At 55.1% G+C, this 19,285-nt stretch carries 17 protein-coding genes; 9 read left to right on the top strand and 8 right to left on the bottom strand.

Annotation, left to right across the window (positions count from 1 at the left end):
• Positions 1 to 18: 18 nt before the first annotated feature.
• Entirely contained in the window at positions 19 to 876 is an 858-nt protein-coding gene (gene nfo, locus IM282_RS09530) for a deoxyribonuclease IV (protein ID WP_023300589.1), read from the bottom strand.
• 64 nt (positions 877 to 940) lie between these two features.
• Positions 941 to 1,987 (bottom strand): YeiH family protein, encoded by a 1,047-nt coding sequence (locus IM282_RS09535; RefSeq protein ID WP_192970353.1) that lies wholly within the window; start codon positions 1,985 to 1,987, stop codon positions 941 to 943.
• A 97-nt stretch (positions 1,988 to 2,084) separates the two neighbouring features.
• Between IM282_RS09535 and yieE the strand changes: the two genes are divergently transcribed.
• Positions 2,085 to 2,951: a DNA-binding transcriptional regulator YeiE gene (gene yieE, locus IM282_RS09540; RefSeq protein WP_017383387.1), complete on the top strand. Its 867-nt coding sequence runs from the start codon at positions 2,085 to 2,087 to the stop codon at positions 2,949 to 2,951.
• A 180-nt stretch (positions 2,952 to 3,131) separates the two neighbouring features.
• A complete protein-coding gene (locus tag IM282_RS09545; RefSeq protein ID WP_022648700.1) occupies positions 3,132 to 4,601 on the top strand; it encodes an amino acid permease in 1,470 nt (489 codons plus the stop codon).
• A gap of 54 nt (positions 4,602 to 4,655) precedes the next feature.
• On the opposite strand, the gene IM282_RS09550 is transcribed toward IM282_RS09545, so the two are convergent.
• Both IM282_RS09550 and fghA read right to left on the bottom strand, forming a co-directional pair.
• Positions 4,656 to 6,641, bottom strand: a complete 1,986-nt coding sequence (locus tag IM282_RS09550; RefSeq protein ID WP_048966255.1) for a ligand-gated channel protein — start codon at positions 6,639 to 6,641, stop codon at positions 4,656 to 4,658.
• A gap of 261 nt (positions 6,642 to 6,902) precedes the next feature.
• Positions 6,903 to 7,730, bottom strand: a complete 828-nt coding sequence (fghA, locus tag IM282_RS09555; protein WP_038416422.1) for an S-formylglutathione hydrolase — start codon at positions 7,728 to 7,730, stop codon at positions 6,903 to 6,905.
• A gap of 137 nt (positions 7,731 to 7,867) precedes the next feature.
• Between fghA and IM282_RS09560 the strand changes: the two genes are divergently transcribed.
• The 7 genes from IM282_RS09560 to mglC all read left to right on the top strand — a co-directional run bounded on the left by IM282_RS09560 (position 7,868) and on the right by mglC (position 16,061).
• Positions 7,868 to 9,016 carry a YbfB/YjiJ family MFS transporter gene (locus IM282_RS09560; protein ID WP_155019452.1) on the top strand — a complete coding sequence of 383 codons (1,149 nt, stop codon included), beginning with the start codon at positions 7,868 to 7,870 and terminating at the stop codon, positions 9,014 to 9,016.
• 102 nt (positions 9,017 to 9,118) lie between these two features.
• On the top strand, positions 9,119 to 9,787 hold the full coding sequence (gene folE / locus IM282_RS09565; protein WP_017383384.1) for a GTP cyclohydrolase I FolE: 669 nt from the start codon (positions 9,119 to 9,121) through the stop codon (positions 9,785 to 9,787).
• Positions 9,788 to 9,805: 18 nt separating this feature from the next.
• Complete coding sequence (gene yeiB / locus IM282_RS09570; RefSeq protein ID WP_022648696.1) at positions 9,806 to 10,963, top strand: DUF418 domain-containing protein YeiB; 1,158 nt, start codon at positions 9,806 to 9,808, stop codon at positions 10,961 to 10,963.
• Positions 10,964 to 11,118: 155 nt separating this feature from the next.
• Positions 11,119 to 12,141: an HTH-type transcriptional regulator GalS gene (gene galS, locus IM282_RS09575; protein ID WP_003859324.1), complete on the top strand. Its 1,023-nt coding sequence runs from the start codon at positions 11,119 to 11,121 to the stop codon at positions 12,139 to 12,141.
• Between the two features lie 295 nt (positions 12,142 to 12,436).
• Positions 12,437 to 13,435 (top strand): galactose/glucose ABC transporter substrate-binding protein MglB, encoded by a 999-nt coding sequence (mglB, locus tag IM282_RS09580; protein ID WP_022648695.1) that lies wholly within the window; start codon positions 12,437 to 12,439, stop codon positions 13,433 to 13,435.
• A gap of 79 nt (positions 13,436 to 13,514) precedes the next feature.
• Complete coding sequence (mglA, locus tag IM282_RS09585; RefSeq protein ID WP_003859320.1) at positions 13,515 to 15,035, top strand: galactose/methyl galactoside ABC transporter ATP-binding protein MglA; 1,521 nt, start codon at positions 13,515 to 13,517, stop codon at positions 15,033 to 15,035.
• Positions 15,036 to 15,050: 15 nt separating this feature from the next.
• Positions 15,051 to 16,061: a galactose/methyl galactoside ABC transporter permease MglC gene (gene mglC, locus IM282_RS09590; protein WP_022648694.1), complete on the top strand. Its 1,011-nt coding sequence runs from the start codon at positions 15,051 to 15,053 to the stop codon at positions 16,059 to 16,061.
• 127 nt (positions 16,062 to 16,188) lie between these two features.
• Here the strand turns inward: mglC and sanA are convergent, their stop codons facing one another.
• The 4 genes from sanA to IM282_RS09610 all read right to left on the bottom strand — a co-directional run bounded on the left by sanA (position 16,189) and on the right by IM282_RS09610 (position 19,127).
• Positions 16,189 to 16,899, bottom strand: a complete 711-nt coding sequence (gene sanA, locus IM282_RS09595; protein WP_022648693.1) for an outer membrane permeability protein SanA — start codon at positions 16,897 to 16,899, stop codon at positions 16,189 to 16,191.
• Between the two features lie 127 nt (positions 16,900 to 17,026).
• Positions 17,027 to 17,911 carry a cytidine deaminase gene (gene cdd, locus IM282_RS09600; RefSeq protein WP_192970354.1) on the bottom strand — a complete coding sequence of 295 codons (885 nt, stop codon included), beginning with the start codon at positions 17,909 to 17,911 and terminating at the stop codon, positions 17,027 to 17,029.
• Positions 17,912 to 18,039: 128 nt separating this feature from the next.
• On the bottom strand, positions 18,040 to 18,735 hold the full coding sequence (locus IM282_RS09605) for a CidB/LrgB family autolysis modulator (RefSeq protein WP_022648691.1): 696 nt from the start codon (positions 18,733 to 18,735) through the stop codon (positions 18,040 to 18,042).
• Positions 18,732 to 19,127, bottom strand: coding sequence for a CidA/LrgA family protein (locus IM282_RS09610; RefSeq protein ID WP_022648690.1), 396 nt, complete (start codon positions 19,125 to 19,127; stop codon positions 18,732 to 18,734). Before IM282_RS09610 ends, IM282_RS09605 begins: the two co-directional genes overlap by 4 nt.
• Positions 19,128 to 19,285: the final 158 nt, after the last annotated feature.

The raw sequence follows: 19,285 nt of genomic DNA on the forward strand, positions 1-19,285 counted from the left end.
TTAAGCGCCCGGCTTTTTTTATGCCGCCTGTTCAGCGGTCTGCTGTGCCTTCAGCCAGGCAATCTCTTCTGCCCAGATATCCGGATTGATGGTTTCCAGCACCATTGGAATGCCGTCGAAGCGGGGATCCTGCATGATAAAGCGGAACGCATCGTGGCCGATATTACCTTCGCCCAGGCTGTGGTGACGGTCTACGCGGCTGCCGAACGCGCTTTTCGCATCGTTTAAGTGCATACCGCGAAGATACTTAAAGCCAACAATACGCTCGAACTCCTCGAAGGTATTTTTTGTGGCCTCGGTTGTGCGCAGATCATACCCGGCGGCAAACGCGTGGCAGGTATCAATGCACACGCCCACGCGGGATTTGTCTTCCACGCCGTCGATGATCGCCGCCAGATGCTCAAACTTAAAGCCGAGGTTGCTGCCCTGACCGGCGGTATTCTCAATCACCGCCGTCACGCCCTGGGTTTTATCCAGCGTCATGTTGATGGACTCGGCAATGCGCGCCAGACAGGCGTCTTCGTCGATTTGCATCAGATGGCTACCGGGATGGAAGTTCAGCAGCGTCAGCCCCAGCTGTTCGCAGCGCTGAACCTCATCCAGGAATGCTTCGCGGGATTTTTCCAGCGCCTCAGCAACCGGGTGGCCGAGGTTAATCAGGTAGCTGTCGTGCGGGAGGATCTGCCCAGGCCCATAGCGGTATTTCTCGCAGGCGGCTTTGAAGTCATCAATCACTTCCGCGGTGAGGGGAGCTGCGCGCCACTGCCGCTGGTTTTTGGTGAACAGGGCGAAAGCGGTCGCCTCGATTTCGGCGGCGCGAATGGCGGCATTCGCAAGGCCACCGGCAGCGCTGACGTGCGCTCCAACATATTTCATAAAAAAACTCCTGTTAACCCGAAATGCCTATGATAGCGGGTTAACAGGAGAAGGACGAGATGGTTTATGCCAACAGGCTGTGTACCGCAAGGTTAATCGCACCGCCGCCAACAATCAGCCAGATGAACAGCACCAGCGCCATCAGCAGCGGTTTCGCCCCGGCTTTTTTCAGCGCGCTGACGTGCGTGGTGACGCCCAGCGCCGCCATTGCCATCGCCAGCAGGGCCGTATCCAGCGTGACCAGCATATCCACCATCGCTTTTGGCAGCAGGTGGAAAGAGTTGAAGATAGCGACCACGATGAACAGGATCGCAAACCACGGAATGGTGATTTTGCTTTTCTCGCTGCCGCCTGCAGGAGTCAGCTGTTTAACCCGCGCCGCGAGGAAAATCAGGAACGGGGCCAGCATCATCACGCGCAGCATTTTGGCAATGACCGCCGCGTTTTCCGCTTCCGGGTTAATGGCGTGACCTGCCGCCACCACCTGCGCCACTTCGTGCATGGTTGAGCCGATATAAATGCCGTAGGTTTCCGGGCTAAACCAGTGCGCCACCAGCGGATACATGGCTGGATACAGGAAGATCGCCAGCGTACCGAAGATAACTACCGTCGCGACGGCAACCGTGACTTTACTGGCTTCGGCTTTGACTACCGGCTCTGTTGCCAGTACAGCCGCTGCGCCGCAGATGCTGCTACCCGCACCGATCAGCCAGCTGGTCTGTTTGTCCAGTCCAAAGATCTTCTGGCCGATAAAGCACGCCAGTAAAAAGGTGCTCGAAAGGGTCAGGACGTCGATGGCAATCCCGCTGACACCCACATCCGCAATCTGCGAAAAGGTGAGACGGAAGCCATAAAGGATGATCCCGAGACGTAATAAATGCTGCTTGGCGAAAATCACGCCGCCGTCGCAGGATTTCCAGATGTGCGGGTAAACGGTGTTCCCGACCACCATGCCGAGCAGAATGGCCAGCGTCAGGGCGCTGAACCCTGCGCCGGCAACAGCTGGTATACTGCCACCCCATAAGGCCACGCCGGTAACCACGGCGCTGAGCGCGAGACCCGGCACGAAGTGCCACACTGTACGATGATGTTGTAAGGTGATTTCTGACATAACCTTCTCCTTTGTCTGGCTAAAGGTTACGGCGCTCTGGCTTAAAAATAAAATTGATTATATATTTATAATCAATCTTTATAAGTGGTAAGCAACCATGCACATTACATTGCGTCAGCTGGAAGTATTTGCCGAGGTGCTGAAAAGCGGCTCGACAACCCAGGCGTCACAAATGCTGGCGCTCTCGCAGTCCGCCGTTAGCGCGGCCTTGACCGATCTTGAAGGGCAACTGGGCGTCCAGCTTTTCGACAGGGTAGGAAAGCGACTGGTGGTGAACGAACATGGCCGCCTGCTGTATCCGCGTGCCCTGGCCTTGCTTGAGCAGGCAACGGAGATCGAACAGCTGTTCCGCGAGGACAACGGCGCTATTCGCGTCTACGCCAGCAGCACGATCGGTAACTACATCCTGCCGGAAGTGATCGCCCGCTACCGCCGGGATTTTCCGACCCTGCCGCTGGAGATGAGCGTCGGCAACAGCCAGGACGTGATTAACGCGGTGATTGATTTCCGCGTGGACATCGGTCTTATCGAAGGGCCGTGCCACAACGTCGATATCATTGCGGAGCCCTGGCTTGAGGATGAGCTGGTGGTGTTTGCTTCCCCGGCCTCTTCTTTACTCCAGGGCGAGGTTACGCTGGAGCGTCTGGCGCAGGCGCAGTGGATCCTGCGAGAGCAGGGCTCCGGCACGCGTGAGATTGTCGATTATCTACTGCTGTCCCATCTGCCGCAGTTCCAGCTAGGGATGGAGTTAGGTAACTCCGAGGCCATTAAGCATGCCGTACGTCATGGCCTGGGCATTAGCTGTCTTTCCCGACGGGTGATCGCCGAACAGCTGGAAACCGGCTCTCTGGTTGAGATCCCCGTTCCGCTGCCGAAGCTGGTGCGCACGCTGTGGTGCATCCACCATCGTCAGAAACACCTTTCCAGCTCGCTCCAGCGTTTTCTGCGCTATTGTGCCATTTAACGTTCCCCGGTGGCGCTTCGCTTACCGGGGCCAGGTGCGCTTATCACTCCACATTTTTATGCTTTACTTATAATCCTGGCCGAGTCATGAAGCTCTCTTATAACTGAGCATTTCTGCCGGAAGCAACGCAGATCGTCTGCTACAATCGCGCCTCATTTATTGAATGGACAGCATTTTCACATGGTTTCAGAAACTAAAACCACAGAAGCGCCCGCGCTACGTCGCGCACTTAAGGCGCGTCACCTGACGATGATCGCCATTGGCGGCTCCATCGGTACGGGTCTTTTCGTTGCCTCTGGCGCAACAATTTCGGCAGCCGGCCCGGGTGGGGCATTATTCTCTTATATCCTGATTGGCCTGATGGTCTACTTCCTGATGACCAGCCTGGGCGAACTGGCGGCATACATGCCGGTGTCTGGTTCGTTTTCGACCTACGGACAAAAATACGTTGAGGAAGGCTTCGGCTTCGCGCTGGGCTGGAACTACTGGTACAACTGGGCGGTGACCATCGCCGTTGACCTCGTCGCCGCACAGCTGGTGATGACCTGGTGGTTCCCGGACACGCCAGGCTGGATCTGGAGCGCCCTGTTCCTGGCGGTCATCTTCCTGCTGAACTACATCTCCGTGCGCGGTTTCGGCGAAGCGGAATACTGGTTCTCTTTGATTAAAGTGGCAACCGTCATCATCTTTATCGTCGTCGGTGTGGCGATGATCGTTGGTATTTTCAAAGGGGCCGAACCGGCGGGCTGGAGTAACTGGACAATAGGCGATGCGCCGTTTGCCGGGGGCTTCTCGGCGATGATTGGCGTGGCGATGATTGTCGGCTTCTCCTTCCAGGGCACCGAACTGATTGGCATTGCGGCCGGTGAATCCGAAAACCCGGAGAAGACCATCCCGCGCGCGGTGCGTCAGGTGTTCTGGCGTATCCTGCTGTTCTATGTGTTCGCGATCCTGATTATCAGCCTGATCATTCCGTATACCGACCCAAGCCTGCTGCGTAACGATGTGAAAGACATCAGCGTCAGCCCGTTCACCCTGGTCTTCCAGCACGCGGGTCTGCTCTCTGCGGCGGCGGTGATGAACGCGGTGATCCTGACGGCGGTACTGTCTGCGGGTAACTCCGGTATGTACGCCTCTACCCGCATGCTCTACACCCTGGCCTGCGACGGTAAAGCGCCGCGTATTTTCTCGAAACTGTCTCGCGGTGGCGTGCCACGCAACGCGCTGTATGCGACCACGGTGATTGCGGGTCTCTGTTTCCTGACCTCCATGTTCGGCAACCAGACGGTCTACCTGTGGCTGCTTAACACCTCTGGTATGACGGGCTTCATTGCCTGGCTGGGCATTGCCATCAGCCACTACCGTTTCCGTCGCGGGTACGTCAAGCAGGGTCATGATCTGAATAACCTGCCGTACCGGTCAGGGTTCTTCCCGCTGGGGCCGATCTTCGCCTTTGTTCTGTGCCTGATCATTACCCTGGGCCAGAACTATGAGGCCTTCCTTGCGGACACCATTGACTGGGGCGCCGTCACGGCCACCTATATCGGCATTCCGCTGTTCCTGATCATCTGGTTTGGCTACAAACTGACGAAAGGAACGCGCTTCGTTCGCTACAGTGAAATGGATTTCCCGGAACGATTTAAACAATAACCGCACTTCCTCTCTTTTAGCCCGCTCAATCGAGCGGGCTTTTTTATGGGCAGATCAGAAGCTGTAGGTCATGCCTACGGTATAGCGACGGCCATCCAGCACGGTGTCATACGTATCGTAGTCAATCTGCTTATCGAGCATGTTATATACACCGGCAGTAACCAGCAGGTTTTTGTTGGCGTTGTAGCGCATACCGACATCCACCTGAGTGTAGGACGGTGTGCCCTGAGACATAGACGTGCGGCTCAGGTACTCAGACGTTTTACCGCGCAGGTTCAGACGGCTCCAGAAGCCGACGTCGGGCGTCGCCTGCCAGTCCAGGGTGGTGTTGAACATGTGTTTTGGCATTTTGTTCAGTGGCTTGCCGGAGAACTGGCCGCTCTTCTGCTCGGATTCCGTATAGGTGTAGTTTGCAGTCCAGTTCACATCGCGCGTGATTTTCCAGCCGAAGGAGGACTCCACACCGCGCATATTGGCTTTGTCCACGTTGACGCGATCGCTGACGAAATCATAGCTATGATCGCCAATCGTACAGGCGGGATCGGCGCTGCTGTTACAGCGGCGAACTTCCGTAATCTTGTCCTTGAAGTCGGTATTAAACAGGGTCACACCGGCATTAAGGTTATCGTTGTTATCCCAGAGCAGGGCGAGCTCTTCGCTCAGGCTCTTCTCGGGTTTCAGATCCGGGTTGCCGACGATGATACCGTCAAGACGGCCGCCACCTGTCACCTGGCCCCAGCTGGCAGACGACTGACGCAGATCCGGCGCACGATAGCCAGCAGAAACACCGCCTTTCAACGTCCACTGATCGGCCAGGTGCCATACGCCGTAACCGCGCGGCGTCCAGTTCGTCCCGTAGTTTTGGTCTTTATCCATACGCAGGCCGCCGGTCAACGTAAAGCTTTCCGTCATTGACCATTCATCTTCGGCAAACAGGGCCCAGCTCCAGCGCGTCAGTTTGTTCAGGCCGTCAGCAGCTTCCAGCTGATTACCCTTGTCGCGCAGTTTCTCATAGCGGTACTGCCCGCCGAGGGTCAACGTATGATCGCCGAGGAAGATCTGGTTCTGGTTGTTAAAGGTGGTGTTGTAGGAACGCATTTTGCGACCTGGATTATTGGTCTCTTCCTGCTGGATATAGCTGGTGGTATTGAAGTCGTCGTAATAACCACTGTGAGTTAACGAGTAGGTCGTGTGCTCATAGCGCGAGTCGCTTTTGGTATTTGGCGTACAGGTTGTTCCCCGGCAGGTTTCAGCTGCTTTCGACATCCCCGGGGTGCTGTTTCTGTCCTGAAGCTCGCGAGCAAAGTCGAGATCGAAATCGTTCTTCTCGTCCGGCGTGAAGTTCAGCGTAATGCCACCGTTACGCATTTTCTGCTCGTTATAGCCGTTCACGATTTTATCTTCTGCGCGGCGTGACAACAGCCCCGTCACTTTTGCACCCAGCAGCCCGTCAATCAGGGGACCAGAGGCGTAGGCGTTGGTCTGGAAGATATCGCCGGAGTCATGATTTTCCTGGAAGGTTGCATCGCCATGCAACGAACCGGTCCAGGCTTTGGTGTTCGAGACTTTTTTGGTAATGACGTTAATGACGCCCCCCATAGCATCGGAGCCGTAAAGCGAGGACATCGGGCCGCGGATGACCTCGATGCGCTCAATGGACTCCAGCGGCGGCAGCCAGCCTTGTTCAATACCCGAGTTGTCGCTGTTTGGGCGGGTGCTTCGCGTACTGACGCGTTTGCCGTTCACCAGGAACAGGGTGTACTGAGAGGCCATGCCGCGAATACTGATATCACTGCTACTTCCACCGCCGGTGACGACGACGCCCGGGACATCTCTCAGGGCATCGGTAACATCACGGTAGGCTTTATCTTCAATCTGCTGTTTTGAAATCACAGAGATGGAGGCGGGGGCATTCTGGATCTTTTGTTCAAAACCCGTCGCGGTAACGACAACGGTATCCTGATCGGCTGCGTGAACGAAGGGGGAACATGTGGCAGCGCCAATGGCGACGGCCAGGAGCTTAATGCGTGGTATTGTCATTTGTACATTCCGTATAAAAATGAAAAAAACTCCATCGGGATAACCCTGAGAACTGTATGTTTTTGTCTTGTAAGAACTCTTTGAGATGGAGAAGAGCCTGGAATTGTACAAAAGAATGTAGAATTGTAAACACAAATGATAATTGAAATCATTTGTGTTTGAGTGAGGGCGACGGAAAACAGGCTGGATTCAAGCGGATAGGATTATGTAAATGAGGGGAAAGGCCCGACAGGCGAGAGGCTATCGGGCAAACAGCTGTATTTACGCGAACAAATGTGTCGCATGGAAGCGAAGATGATCTTCAATAAAGGACGCCATAAAGTAATAGCTGTGATCGTATCCCGGCTGTATGCGCAGCGTCAGCGGCCAGTCCTTCTGGCGCGCGGCTTCCGCCAGCACCGCAGGCTGTAACTGCCCGGCGAGGAACTGATCGGCATCACCCTGATCCACCAGCATCGGGATAGCGTCTTCTGGCTGGCTTGCCAGCAACAGCGCACAGCTGTCCCATTCCTGCCATTTCTCTGCATCCTCACCCAGATAGTGCGTGAAGGCTTTTTGCCCCCACGGCACCTGCGTTGGGTTCACAATCGGCGCAAATGCGGACACGCTGGTGTATTTCCCCGGATTTTTCAGCGCCATTATCAGCGCCCCGTGGCCACCCATCGAATGTCCGCTTATCGCGCAGCGCTCGCTGACCGCGAACTGAGAGTGCACCAGGGCAGGGAGTTCATCGCGAATGTAGTCATACATGCGGTAATGGCTCGCCCAGGGTTGTTCCGTGGCGTTGAGATAGAACCCGGCGCCTTTACCCAAATCGTATCCGGCATCGTCGGCCACGTCATCGCCACGCGGGCTGGTATCTGGCATCACCAGCGCAATGCCCAGTTCGGCAGCAATACGCTGGGCACCCGCTTTGGTGGTGAAGTTTTCGTCGTTGCAGGTCAGGCCTGAAAGCCAGTACAACACCGGTGGATTGTCCGCAGGGGGCAGGAAAATGCTGAACGTCATAGCACAGTTCAGCGTGGTGGAGTCGTGCCGCCAGCGCTGCTGTCGACCTTCAAAACAACGATGCTCTTCGAGCAGTTCCATGCAGGGCTCCTTATCCGAAAGACTATTCATAAAACGCATAATACAGAGTTTTCATTGACCTGTGAGCAACTTTCACTTTCGCAGGACGGCGAGATGTTGCATCATAAATTTACTTTTCTTTAACAATTGGAGCGATCATGGCGCTGCGTATCGCGCTCAGCGGATTTGTGGTTCTGGTCGTGGCGATGGGGATAGGGCGCTTCGCCTTCACGCCTCAGGTGCCGCTGATGATTGCCGCCGGGCAACTCACGCTTACCAGCGCGGGGCTGGTGGCGGCAATGAACTACCTGGGCTATCTGGTGGGGGCATGGGATGCTATGCGCGCTCATCGCTTCGTTGAAACGCGTCTCTGGCTTGGCATCACTGGCGCGGTGGCGCTGACGCTGCTCTCTGCGGCGGCAGATAATGCTGTCGTTCACGGTCTGCTGCGCTTTGTGATCGGCTGCATGAGCGGCTGGTCGATGGTGCTGATTGCCGCCTGGACCAACGAGCGGCTGGGGCAGCTGGGCAAGCCGGGGCTTAGTGCAGCCGTCTTTGCCGGACCCGGGGCCGGCATCGCCCTGAGTGGCCTGCTGGCGGTCTATATTCAGGCGAGATCCCTGTCTGCCGGCGCGGCATGGCAAATCTACGGCGTACTGGCGTTGGTGCTGATTGCGCTGGTGGCGCGCTACCTGCCGCGCGCGGGCCAGCTTCATCGCCCCGGTACCGCGCCTGAGCCGTTGCTGCTGACCGCGGATCTCAGGCGTCTGGTCTGGAGCTACAGCCTGGCAGGGTTCGGCTATATCCTCCCTGCGACCTTCCTGTCGCAAATGGCGGCGGTGCGTTTCCCGGGCAGCCTGTTTGCCCAGTTTGTCTGGCCAATATTTGGCGCCGCCTCGGTGGTGGGGATTGCGCTCAGTATTGCCCTGCGGCATACATCAAGCGCTAACCGCAGGCTGGCGATTGTTCTCTGGTTACAGGGGATAGGCGTGCTGGCGGCCTGGCTGCTGCCGGGCATTGGCGGCTTGCTGACGGGTGGGCTGCTGGTGGGCGGCGGGTTCCTCTGCGCCGTGCAGCTCTCTCTTCTGTACGGTCGCGAGCTGGCGCCAGATCATACGCGTTATATGGCGGGACTGCTCACCACCGGGTATGCCATTGGTCAGCTGATTGGTCCGGTCACGTCGGCAATCTCGACCTGGCTCACGCACCGGCTGGAACCCGCGCTGGGGCTGGCGGGGATCGCGCTGTTCGCTGGCGGAGCGTTAGTCTGGAACCGTCAGGCTGAAAGGCAACAGCAATTGCAATAATTATCGACGTGAATACTGGATTATGTGCGTCGCCTCACGCACAATGAGCGCACACTTTTGCCACAACGAGGGCAAAAGACGCCACACCTGCAGGAGAAAAGAATGTCATCACTCAGTAAAGAAGCAGCCCTTGTCCATGAAGCGCTGGTTGCGCGCGGTCTTGAAACGCCACTGCGCCCGCCCGTGCAGGAGCTGGACAATGTTACCCGCAAGAGTCTGATCGCCGGCCATATGACGGAGATCATGCAACTGCTGAATCTCGATCTGAGCGACGACAGCCTGATGGAGACGCCGCACCGCATCGCGAAAATGTACGTCGACGAAATTTTCTCCGGCCTGGATTACGCGAACTTCCCGAAAATCACCGTCATTGAAAACAAGATGAAGGTCGATGAGATGGTGACGGTACGCGATATCACGCTGACCAGCACCTGCGAGCATCACTTTGTGACCATCGATGGTAAAGCGACGGTGGCCTATATTCCAAAAGATACGGTCATTGGCCTGTCCAAGATCAACCGCATCGTGCAGTTCTTTGCCCAGCGTCCTCAGGTGCAGGAGCGTCTGACGCAGCAGATCCTGACCGCACTGCAAACCCTGTTGGGGACTAACAACGTGGCGGTGTCTATCGACGCGGTTCACTACTGCGTGAAAGCGCGTGGCGTGCGTGATGCAACCAGCGCGACTACCACCACCTCGCTGGGCGGCCTGTTCAAATCGAGCCAGAACACCCGCCAGGAGTTTCTGCGCGCCGTGCGCCACCACAACTAATCAGACAGGGCAGGGACCATGGAGCGAAACGTCACGCTCGATTTTGTTCGCGGCGTCGCCATTCTCGGTATCCTGCTGCTGAATATCAGCGCCTTCGGTCTGCCGAAGGCCGCCTATCTGAACCCTGCATGGTATGGCGACATCACGCGCAGCGACGCCTGGACGTGGGCAATCCTTGATCTCTTCGCACAGGTTAAATTTCTGACCCTCTTTGCGCTTCTGTTTGGCGCGGGACTTCAGCTTCTCCTCAAACGCGGTACGCGCTGGATCCAGTCGCGTTTAACGCTGCTGGTTATCCTCGGTTTTATTCACGGGCTGCTTTTCTGGGACGGCGATATTCTGCTCGCGTATGGTCTGGTGGGCCTGATTTGCTGGCGGCTGATCCGCGACGCGCCCGGTGTAAAAAGCCTCTTTAACACTGGCGTGATGCTCTATGTCATGGGACTGACCGTGTTATTGCTGCTTGGCATGATCGCTGATGCTTCCACCAGTCGTTCGTGGATCCCGGATGCGGCCAATCTGCAATATGAGCAGTTCTGGAAGCTGAAAGGCGGCATGGAAGCGATCGGCAACCGGGCCGATATGCTCGGCGATAACCTGCTGGCGCTGGGGGCGCAATACGGCTGGCAGCTGGCGGGGATGATGCTGATGGGCGCAGCCCTGATGCGCACCGGCTGGCTGAAAGGAGAATTTAGCCTGCGACACTATCGTCTCACAGGCGCTGGCCTGGTACTGCTCGGCGTGATGATTAACCTTCCGGCGGTGATCGTACAGTGGCATCTTCAGTGGGATTACCGCTGGTGCGCGTTCCTGTTGCAGGTGCCGCGAGAGCTGAGCGCGCCGTTCCAGACCATTGGCTATGCGGCGCTGATCTATGGCTTCTGGCCCCGGCTTTCTCGCCTGTGGATCGTCAGTGCGGTGGCCTGCGTTGGACGGATGGCGTTAAGCAATTACATCCTGCAAACGCTGATATGCACCACGCTTTTCTACCGATTCGGCCTGTTTATGAAATTCGACCGCCTGACGCTGCTGGCGTTTGTTATTCCGGTCTGGATTGTTAACGTGGTGTTTTCAGTTATCTGGCTGCGTTTTTTCCGCCAGGGCCCGCTGGAGTGGGTATGGCGACGGTTAACCGCCCTTGCGTCGGGCGTGTCATTGCGTAATACATCCAGATAACGATCTGGATCACAATCATTAACAAAACGGATGTAAGCGTTTTCATCTGTGTGAGCTTCTTCACGTAGTCTCCTCTCTCTCGCTGCCAAAATAGCCACCTTGCTAAACACAGGGGGTGTCTGTGAGTTGCTGCAATCCTTTTAAGGGTGGTGAATATGATCACCATTCGTGACGTCGCCCGCCAGGCGGGTGTTTCTGTTGCTACTGTCTCCCGCGTGCTGAACAACAGTGCGCTGGTCAGCCCTGAAACGCGTGAAACCGTAATGAAAGCCGTGACCCAGCTGGGGTACCGGCCAAACGCCAATGCTCAGGCGCTGGCGACGCAGGTCAGCGATACCATTGGTGTCGTGGTGATGGACGTGTCGGACGCCTTCTTCGGCGCGCTGGTCAAAGCGGTGGACGTCGTTGCTCAGCAGCACCAGAAATATGTGCTGATTGGCAACAGCTATCACGAGGCTGAAAAAGAGCGTTATGCCATTGAGGTACTGATCCGCCAGCGCTGTAACGCCCTGATTGTGCACTCAAAAGCCCTGAGCGATGAAGAGCTGGCCGGGTTTATGGAGCAGATCCCCGGTATGGTGCTGATCAACCGTATCGTCCCCGGTTATGCGCACCGCTGTGTCGGTCTGGATAACATCAGCGGCGCGATGATGGCGACGCGGATGCTCATCAGCAACGGCCATCAGCGCATTGGTTATCTGGCTTCAAGCCACGGTATTGAAGACGACATGATGCGCCGCGAGGGCTGGCAAAACGCCCTGAAAGAACAGGGCATTGCGCCGCTGGAGAGCTGGGTTGGTACCGGTTCGCCGGACATGCAGGGCGGTGAAGCGGCAATGGTTGAACTGCTGGGGCGTAACCTTCAGCTGACCGCCGTGTTTGCCTATAACGACAGCATGGCGGCAGGTGCGCTTACCGCGCTGAAAGATAATGGCATTGCGGTGCCGCAGCATTTATCGCTGATCGGTTTTGATGATATTCCGATTGCCCGTTACACCGATCCGCAGCTGACAACGGTGCGTTACCCCATTGCGTCGATGGCGAAACTGGCGACAGAGCTGGCGTTACAGGGGGCGGCAGGACTGTTAGATCCTGACGCAACGCATTGTTTTATGCCGACTTTAGTACGCCGCCATTCGGTCGCTATCCGACAAACTGTGGCTCCGATCACTAACTGATAACATCACGTGATGTAACCGTTTTCAATCTGTGAGTAAATTCACAGTATCTTAACAAGCCGCTGTCTATGATGTCAGCGTTTTAGGGGCTGAAACACAATGTAACGGTGATTATTCACTTTTACCGTTACCAGAATGCCTCAAACAACGAATAAAACGCATTTCTGGAGCGTTACCGAACACGGAAGCTGGACATTTTATAAGTGAACTTCGGCGATCAGTAACGTTTTATTAACATCTGCCCGCCGACCGTTTTTCACAAGAACTACCCTGCATAAAAAAAACCGGAGATACCATGAATAAGAAGGTGTTGACTCTGTCTGCTGTCATGGCAAGCATGCTTTTTGGCGCAGCAGCACACGCAGCGGATACCCGTATTGGCGTGACTATCTATAAATACGACGACAACTTCATGTCCGTTGTGCGTAAAGCAATTGAAAAGGATGCTAAATCAGCGCCAGACGTGCAGCTGCTGATGAATGACTCCCAGAATGACCAGTCTAAACAGAACGATCAGATTGACGTTCTTCTGGCAAAAGGCGTGAAAGCGCTGGCTATTAACCTGGTTGACCCGGCTGCGGCAGGTACGGTGATCGAGAAAGCACGCGGCCAGAACGTGCCGATTGTCTTCTTCAACAAAGAGCCTTCCCGTAAAGCGCTGGACAGCTACGATAAAGCGTATTACGTGGGTACTGATTCCAAAGAGTCCGGGATTATCCAGGGCGATCTGATTGCGAAACACTGGGCGGCGAACCCAAACTGGGATATGAACAAAGATGGTCAGATTCAGTTCGTTCTGCTGAAAGGCGAACCGGGCCATCCGGATGCTGAAGCACGTACCACCTACGTTATTAAAGAGCTGAACGACAAGGGCCTGAAAACCCAGCAGCTGGCGTTAGACACCGCAATGTGGGACACCGCTCAGGCGAAAGATAAGATGGATGCGTGGCTCTCTGGCCCGAACGCCAACAAAATTGAAGTGGTCATCGCCAACAACGATGCAATGGCAATGGGTGCTGTTGAAGCGCTGAAAGCACACAACAAATCCGCCATTCCTGTATTCGGTGTGGATGCCCTGCCAGAAGCGCTGGCGCTGGTGAAATCTGGCGCAATGGCCGGTACCGTGCTGAACGATGCTAACAACCAGGCGAAAGCCACCTTCGATCTGGCGAAAAACCTCGCTGATGGTAAAGGCGCTGCTGACGGCACCAGCTGGAAAATTGAAAACAAAATCGTTCGCGTTCCTTACGTGGGCGTAGACCAGTCCAACCTGGCTGAGTTTATCGGTAAATAAGTTATCTGAATTGTCTTCACTGGGCGCAATTCGTTGCGCCCTTTTATAACGCGATATGCGAGGCCAACAAGGTATAATTATGGTCAGCACAACTACTCAGTCGTCCGGTGAATACTTGTTGGAAATGACCGGTGTTAACAAGTCATTCCCCGGTGTTAAGGCGCTCGATAATGTTAATTTAAAAGTTCGTCCTCACTCTATTCATGCGTTAATGGGTGAAAACGGTGCGGGTAAATCAACATTATTAAAATGCCTTTTTGGGATCTATCAAAAAGATTCTGGCAGCATTCTTTTTCAGGGAAAAGAGATCGACTTCCATTCAGCGAAAGAAGCGCTGGAGAACGGTATCTCGATGGTACACCAGGAATTAAACCTGGTTCTGCAACGTTCAGTTATGGATAATATGTGGTTGGGCCGCTATCCAACCAAAGGTGTCTTTGTCGATCAGGATAAAATGTATCGCGACACCAAAGCCATTTTCGATGAGCTGGATATTGATATTGACCCGCGCGCACGCGTCGGGACATTATCCGTTTCCCAGATGCAGATGATCGAAATTGCCAAAGCGTTCTCCTATGATGCGAAAATCGTGATCATGGATGAACCGACATCGTCATTAACGGAAAAAGAGGTTAACCACCTTTTTACCATCATCCGTAAGCTGAAAGATCGCGGCTGCGGCATTGTCTATATCTCACATAAAATGGAAGAGATCTTCCAGCTGTGCGATGAAATTACCATCCTGCGCGATGGCCAGTGGATTGCCACCCAGCCGCTGGAAGGGCTGGACATGGACAAGATCATCGCCATGATGGTTGGCCGTTCATTGAACCAGCGCTTCCCGGATAAAGAAAACAAGCCGGGCGAAGTGATTCTGGAGGTGCGTAACCTGACCTCACTGCGTCAGCCGTCCATCCGCGATGTCTCTTTCGATTTGCACAAGGGCGAGATCCTTGGTATCGCAGGGCTGGTGGGCGCTAAGCGCACCGATATCGTGGAAACCCTGTTTGGTATCCGTGAGAAAGCCGAAGGCACCATTACCCTGCACGGTAAGAAAATCAACAACCACAACGCCAATGAAGCCATTAATAATGGTTTTGCGCTGGTGACGGAAGAGCGGCGTTCCACCGGTATTTACGCTTATCTTGATATTAACTTTAACTCGTTAATTTCTAATATTCGCAATTACAAAAACAAGGTCGGGTTGCTGGATAATTCCCGCATGAAGAGCGATACCCAATGGGTGATTGACTCCATGCGCGTGAAAACGCCGGGCCACCGCACGCAAATTGGCTCACTCTCGGGAGGGAACCAGCAGAAAGTCATTATTGGTCGCTGGCTGTTAACCCAGCCTGAAATACTGATGCTGGATGAACCTACGCGCGGTATCGACGTGGGTGCAAAATTCGAGATTTACCAGCTGATCGCAGAGCTGGCGAAAAAAGATAAAGGGATCATTATTATTTCTTCCGAAATGCCGGAATTGTTAGGGATCACAGACCGTATTCTGGTTATGAGCAATGGTCTCGTTGCCGGTATTGTTGAAACCAAAACGACAACGCAAAACGAAATTTTGCGTCTTGCGTCTTTGCACCTTTAAGATCAGGGGCTCCTCATGAGTGCGTTAAATAAAAAAAGTTTTCTCACTTATCTGAAAGAAGGCGGTATTTACGTTGTTCTTTTAGTCTTGCTGGCGATAATTATTTTCCAGGACCCAACGTTCTTAAGTCTGCTGAACTTAAGTAATATTCTGACCCAGTCTTCCGTACGTATTATCATCGCTCTGGGCGTGGCAGGGCTCATCGTTACCCAGGGGACAGACCTTTCGGCAGGGCGCCAGGTGGGTCTGGCGGCGGTTATTGCGGCAACCCTGTTGCAGTCGATGGAAAACGCCAACAAGGTGTTCCCGGAGATGGCGACCATGCCGATTTTCGTGGTGATCCTGATCGTATGCGCCATCGGCGCGGTAATTGGCCTGATTAACGGCATCATCATTGCTTACCTGAACGTGACGCCATTCATCACCACGCTTGGCACGATGATCATCGTTTATGGTATCAACTCCCTGTACTACGATTTCGTCGGCGCGTCTCCAATCTCTGGCTTCGAAAGCGGCTTCTCGACCTTCACGCAGGGGTTTGTTGCGCTGGGCAGCTTCCGTCTCTCCTATATCACCTTCTATGCGCTGATTGCGGTGGCGTTCGTCTGGATCCTGTGGAACAAAACCCGCTTCGGTAAAAACATCTTTGCTATCGGCGGCAACCCGGAAGCGGCGAAAGTCTCCGGCGTCAACGTGGCTCTGAACCTGCTGATGATTTATGCCCTGTCCGGTGTGTTCTACGCCTTCGGCGGGATGCTGGAAGCAGGCCGTATCGGCTCTGCCACCAACAACCTCGGCTTTATGTACGAACTGGATGCGATTGCGGCCTGCGTGGTCGGCGGCGTCTCCTTCAGCGGCGGCGTGGGTACCGTGCTGGGCGTGGTGACCGGTGTGATCATCTTCACCGTGATCAACTACGGCCTGACCTACATCGGCGTGAACCCGTACTGGCAGTACATCATCAAGGGCGCGATCATTATCTTCGCGGTTGCCCTGGATTCACTGAAGTACGCGCGTAAGAAATAAGTTCTTCAGAATGGAAAGGCCCGCTCACGTAGCGGGCCTTTTTTTGCCCGGTGGCGCGACGCTTACCGGGCCTACAAAATCGCGATCGTAGGTCGGGTAAGGCGAAGCCGCCACCCGACATCAGTTATTACTTCTTCTGCATTTCCAGCAGCTGCTCCGGCGTCACCGCCGGATAACCTTGCGCATTTTCAGGCACTTCGTGCATCGTTGGGATCGGCACCAGCGGGCCTAAAAAGCGCGGTTCACGCTTGAACAGGTACAGGTCAGCCAGCGCGCCAAAACGGGCGCCAAACTCGCGTACGCGCACGCTCAACATATCCTTTGGCGACGGCACGGCGTAGCACTGGGCCTGGATCCCCATATGCAGGGCGATAAACAGCGCCCGCTCGCAGTGGAAACGCTGGGTGATGATGATGAAATCGTTGGTGTCGAACACCTTGCGGGTACGCACGATGGAATCAAGCGTGCGGAATCCGGCGTAGTCGAGCACGATATCGGCCGGGTCGACGCCTGCGGCAATCAGGTCTTTGCGCATCGTCACCGGCTCGTTATAGCTTTGCAGGGCGTTATCGCCGCTCAGCAGCAGATAGTTCACCTTGCCGCTGTTATAGGCGTTCAGCGCGCCCTGAATACGATATCGGTAATACTGATTGATGACGCCGGTGCGATAATACTTGGCGGTGCCAAGCACCACGCCAACCTGGCGGTAGGGGAGGTCCTGTAGGTCATCAAAAATGTAGGGAGCTGTTTTCCAGCTCATCCAGCGGTCGAGACCCAGCACGATCAACAGCAGTATGCCGACCAGGACAGACAGGCTGTAAAACACGCGCTTTAACATGCAGATGGCTCGTACCGATGATGAAATTTCCCTCAGGCTACTGTACCCGCCTGGTTAGCGCAAGAAACAGCGATTCAACTGAGGGGTTTTTCGTCAGACTGGCGGGCAGATCTGCCCGCCGAACAGATTATGCCAGCAGCATGCGGTCGATGGTTGAACAGCCCAGCGCTTTCAGCGTGGCTGCGGTCGCGTCCCACTGGATCAGCGGTGCATCGGCCTTTTCAGCGAGGATCGCGCGCTGAATATCCGGGTAGTCATACCCGTTCAGGCTGAGCAGGTTCAGGGCGCCCTGGAGCGGAGGCAGCGTCGGGTTAAACGCGGCGTTCTCTGCATAGCTGCCGGTGAAGATGCGGCCGTCGCGGCACTGAAGGGCGACGCCGCTTGGTGATTTGCTGTATGGCGTGTGGCTTTTATTGGCGGCGGCAATGGCCGCTTCGCTGAGCGCATCCCCTGAGAGCGCGTAACCGTGGTCCTGCTCGTCCATCAGCAGGGTTTTGATCTCAAGATCTTTAGGGCCAAAAGCATCCGGCAGGTAATCACCCAGCGTATGCGGCGCGCGTCCCGGCAGGTTGATACGCAGTTCGAGACCGCTGTTCAGCTCATTCATAAACTGGCGGCAGTGGCCGCAAGGGGTATAGTTGACGGTGATGGCGCGCAGGGCCTTTTCGCCGCGCAGCCAGGCGTGACTGATGGCACTCTGCTCCGCATGAACGGTTTGCTGCATGGTCGCACCGAGAAACTCCATGTTCCCGCCGAAGTACCAGGTCCCGCTCACGCCGCGCGCAATTGCGCCTACGTTAAAATGGGAAAGGTCAGCGCGGGCGCAAGCAGCCGCCAGCGGCAGCAGGGCGAAAGCCAGCGCGTCTTCGTCCAGCCCCGTTGCCTGTTTAAGCGTCGTGACCTGATCTGCCGTCAGCAGGGCGGGGAAATGCGCATCCGCCAGAACCGGAGCCAGGGCTGATTGCAAATTCTCTGCAAGCTGAGAGAAAGCAGCTTGAAAACGTGGATGCATGACGTTGCCTCATCAAGGTTAATGGATCGGTAGTGTACGGAGCCGTACGGCCTTTATATGTGATCCAAATCTCATTATGTATGCAACTTATGAAATGAAAATGAAATTTGCGCGACGCATCGCAAATTTTAGCCCATTACTGCCAGAATTATCGGGAAGATAAACGGCGCGAGCAGGGAGGTTATAATCCCGCAGATCACCAGTGCCAGCGAGCTGAATGCCCCTTCCTGATAATCCAGCTCCGCGCAGCGTGCGGTGCCCAGCGCGTGCGAGGCGGTACCCATCGCCAGACCGCGCGCCGCTTTGGTCCGAATTTTCATGATATTCAGCAGCGTATGACCAAACACCGCGCCCAGGATACCGACGAAAATCACGCACACGGCGCTGATGGCCGGAATGCCGCCGATACTGCCGCCCACGGCCATGGCAATCGGCGTAGTAACGGATTTAGGCAGAATAGAGGCGGCGATCTGCGGCGATGCGCCCATCAATAAGGCCACCGAGGTACCGGTGATCATCGCAACAAGGCTACCCACAAAGCAGATGGTTATGATGGATTTCCAGCGCGCGCGGATCTGATGCAGTTGCTCATATAAAGGAAACGCCAGCGCCACCACGGCAGGCTGCAACAAATCGTTGAGGATCTTGCTCCCGGCGAAGTAACGTTCATAAGAAATGCCGGTGAGCAGCAGAAAAGGAATAATCACCACCATGGCGACCAGCAGCGGGTTGAGCAACGGCATTTTGAAACGAACCGCAAGCTTACGCGCAGCAAAGAACACCACCAGGGTTAACGGCAGGGACCACCAGATATTCGCCATCATTTTTTTGTTTTCTCCCCGATGACCTTACGTTCGCCATGCACAATGTGTGAGCTCCAGCTGACGACCAGGAAAACTACCAGCGTACTGATGGCGCAGGAGACCACTATCGGGCCGAACTGCGCCTTAAGCACATCGTAATACTGCATAACCCCAACGCCGATAGGCACAAAAAGCAAGGCCATATAGCGAATGAGAACGAAGCACCCCGGGTTGACCCATTTCGCGGGCAGCACCTGTAATGCCAGCAGCACAAACAGGATCAACATGCCGATAATGCTGCCGGGGATGGTAATAGGCAGCAGCGACGCGATAAAAATGCCGGCGTACAGGCAGGCATAAATCAGGACGAAGGCGCGAAGGTATTGCCAGATAGTATTCAGTGATTTGCTCATGGTGAAAGTCCTTGCTGAGACGTATTCATCATACAATTAAACCTGAAAATGTGCCACGGATCACATCATGAATTTTGGGCATACCAGACATTCCAGAATGGAACGCCGGGCTTTCAACATACATAGAGAGCAGCTACTATAGCGCGTCTTTTTTCACA

Origin of the sequence: Enterobacter cloacae complex sp. P29RS (genome assembly GCF_014893445.1) — a bacterium.
GTDB classification, from domain to species: Bacteria; Pseudomonadota; Gammaproteobacteria; order Enterobacterales; family Enterobacteriaceae; genus Enterobacter; species Enterobacter intestinihominis.

What these genes read in the sequence shown, in the direction of transcription:
- nfo (WP_023300589.1), bottom strand. Translation starts at nt 876, where the DNA reads ATGAAATATGTTGGAGCGCACGTCAGCGCTGCCGGTGGCCTTGCGAAT.
- IM282_RS09535 (WP_192970353.1), bottom strand. Translation starts at nt 1,987, where the DNA reads ATGTCAGAAATCACCTTACAACATCATCGTACAGTGTGGCACTTCGTG.
- yieE (WP_017383387.1), top strand. Translation starts at nt 2,085, where the DNA reads ATGCACATTACATTGCGTCAGCTGGAAGTATTTGCCGAGGTGCTGAAA.
- IM282_RS09545 (WP_022648700.1), top strand. Translation starts at nt 3,132, where the DNA reads ATGGTTTCAGAAACTAAAACCACAGAAGCGCCCGCGCTACGTCGCGCA.
- IM282_RS09550 (WP_048966255.1), bottom strand. Translation starts at nt 6,641, where the DNA reads ATGACAATACCACGCATTAAGCTCCTGGCCGTCGCCATTGGCGCTGCC.
- fghA (WP_038416422.1), bottom strand. Translation starts at nt 7,730, where the DNA reads ATGGAACTGCTCGAAGAGCATCGTTGTTTTGAAGGTCGACAGCAGCGC.
- IM282_RS09560 (WP_155019452.1), top strand. Translation starts at nt 7,868, where the DNA reads ATGGCGCTGCGTATCGCGCTCAGCGGATTTGTGGTTCTGGTCGTGGCG.
- folE (WP_017383384.1), top strand. Translation starts at nt 9,119, where the DNA reads ATGTCATCACTCAGTAAAGAAGCAGCCCTTGTCCATGAAGCGCTGGTT.
- yeiB (WP_022648696.1), top strand. Translation starts at nt 9,806, where the DNA reads ATGGAGCGAAACGTCACGCTCGATTTTGTTCGCGGCGTCGCCATTCTC.
- galS (WP_003859324.1), top strand. Translation starts at nt 11,119, where the DNA reads ATGATCACCATTCGTGACGTCGCCCGCCAGGCGGGTGTTTCTGTTGCT.
- mglB (WP_022648695.1), top strand. Translation starts at nt 12,437, where the DNA reads ATGAATAAGAAGGTGTTGACTCTGTCTGCTGTCATGGCAAGCATGCTT.
- mglA (WP_003859320.1), top strand. Translation starts at nt 13,515, where the DNA reads ATGGTCAGCACAACTACTCAGTCGTCCGGTGAATACTTGTTGGAAATG.
- mglC (WP_022648694.1), top strand. Translation starts at nt 15,051, where the DNA reads ATGAGTGCGTTAAATAAAAAAAGTTTTCTCACTTATCTGAAAGAAGGC.
- sanA (WP_022648693.1), bottom strand. Translation starts at nt 16,899, where the DNA reads ATGTTAAAGCGCGTGTTTTACAGCCTGTCTGTCCTGGTCGGCATACTG.
- cdd (WP_192970354.1), bottom strand. Translation starts at nt 17,911, where the DNA reads ATGCATCCACGTTTTCAAGCTGCTTTCTCTCAGCTTGCAGAGAATTTG.
- IM282_RS09605 (WP_022648691.1), bottom strand. Translation starts at nt 18,735, where the DNA reads ATGATGGCGAATATCTGGTGGTCCCTGCCGTTAACCCTGGTGGTGTTC.
- IM282_RS09610 (WP_022648690.1), bottom strand. Translation starts at nt 19,127, where the DNA reads ATGAGCAAATCACTGAATACTATCTGGCAATACCTTCGCGCCTTCGTC.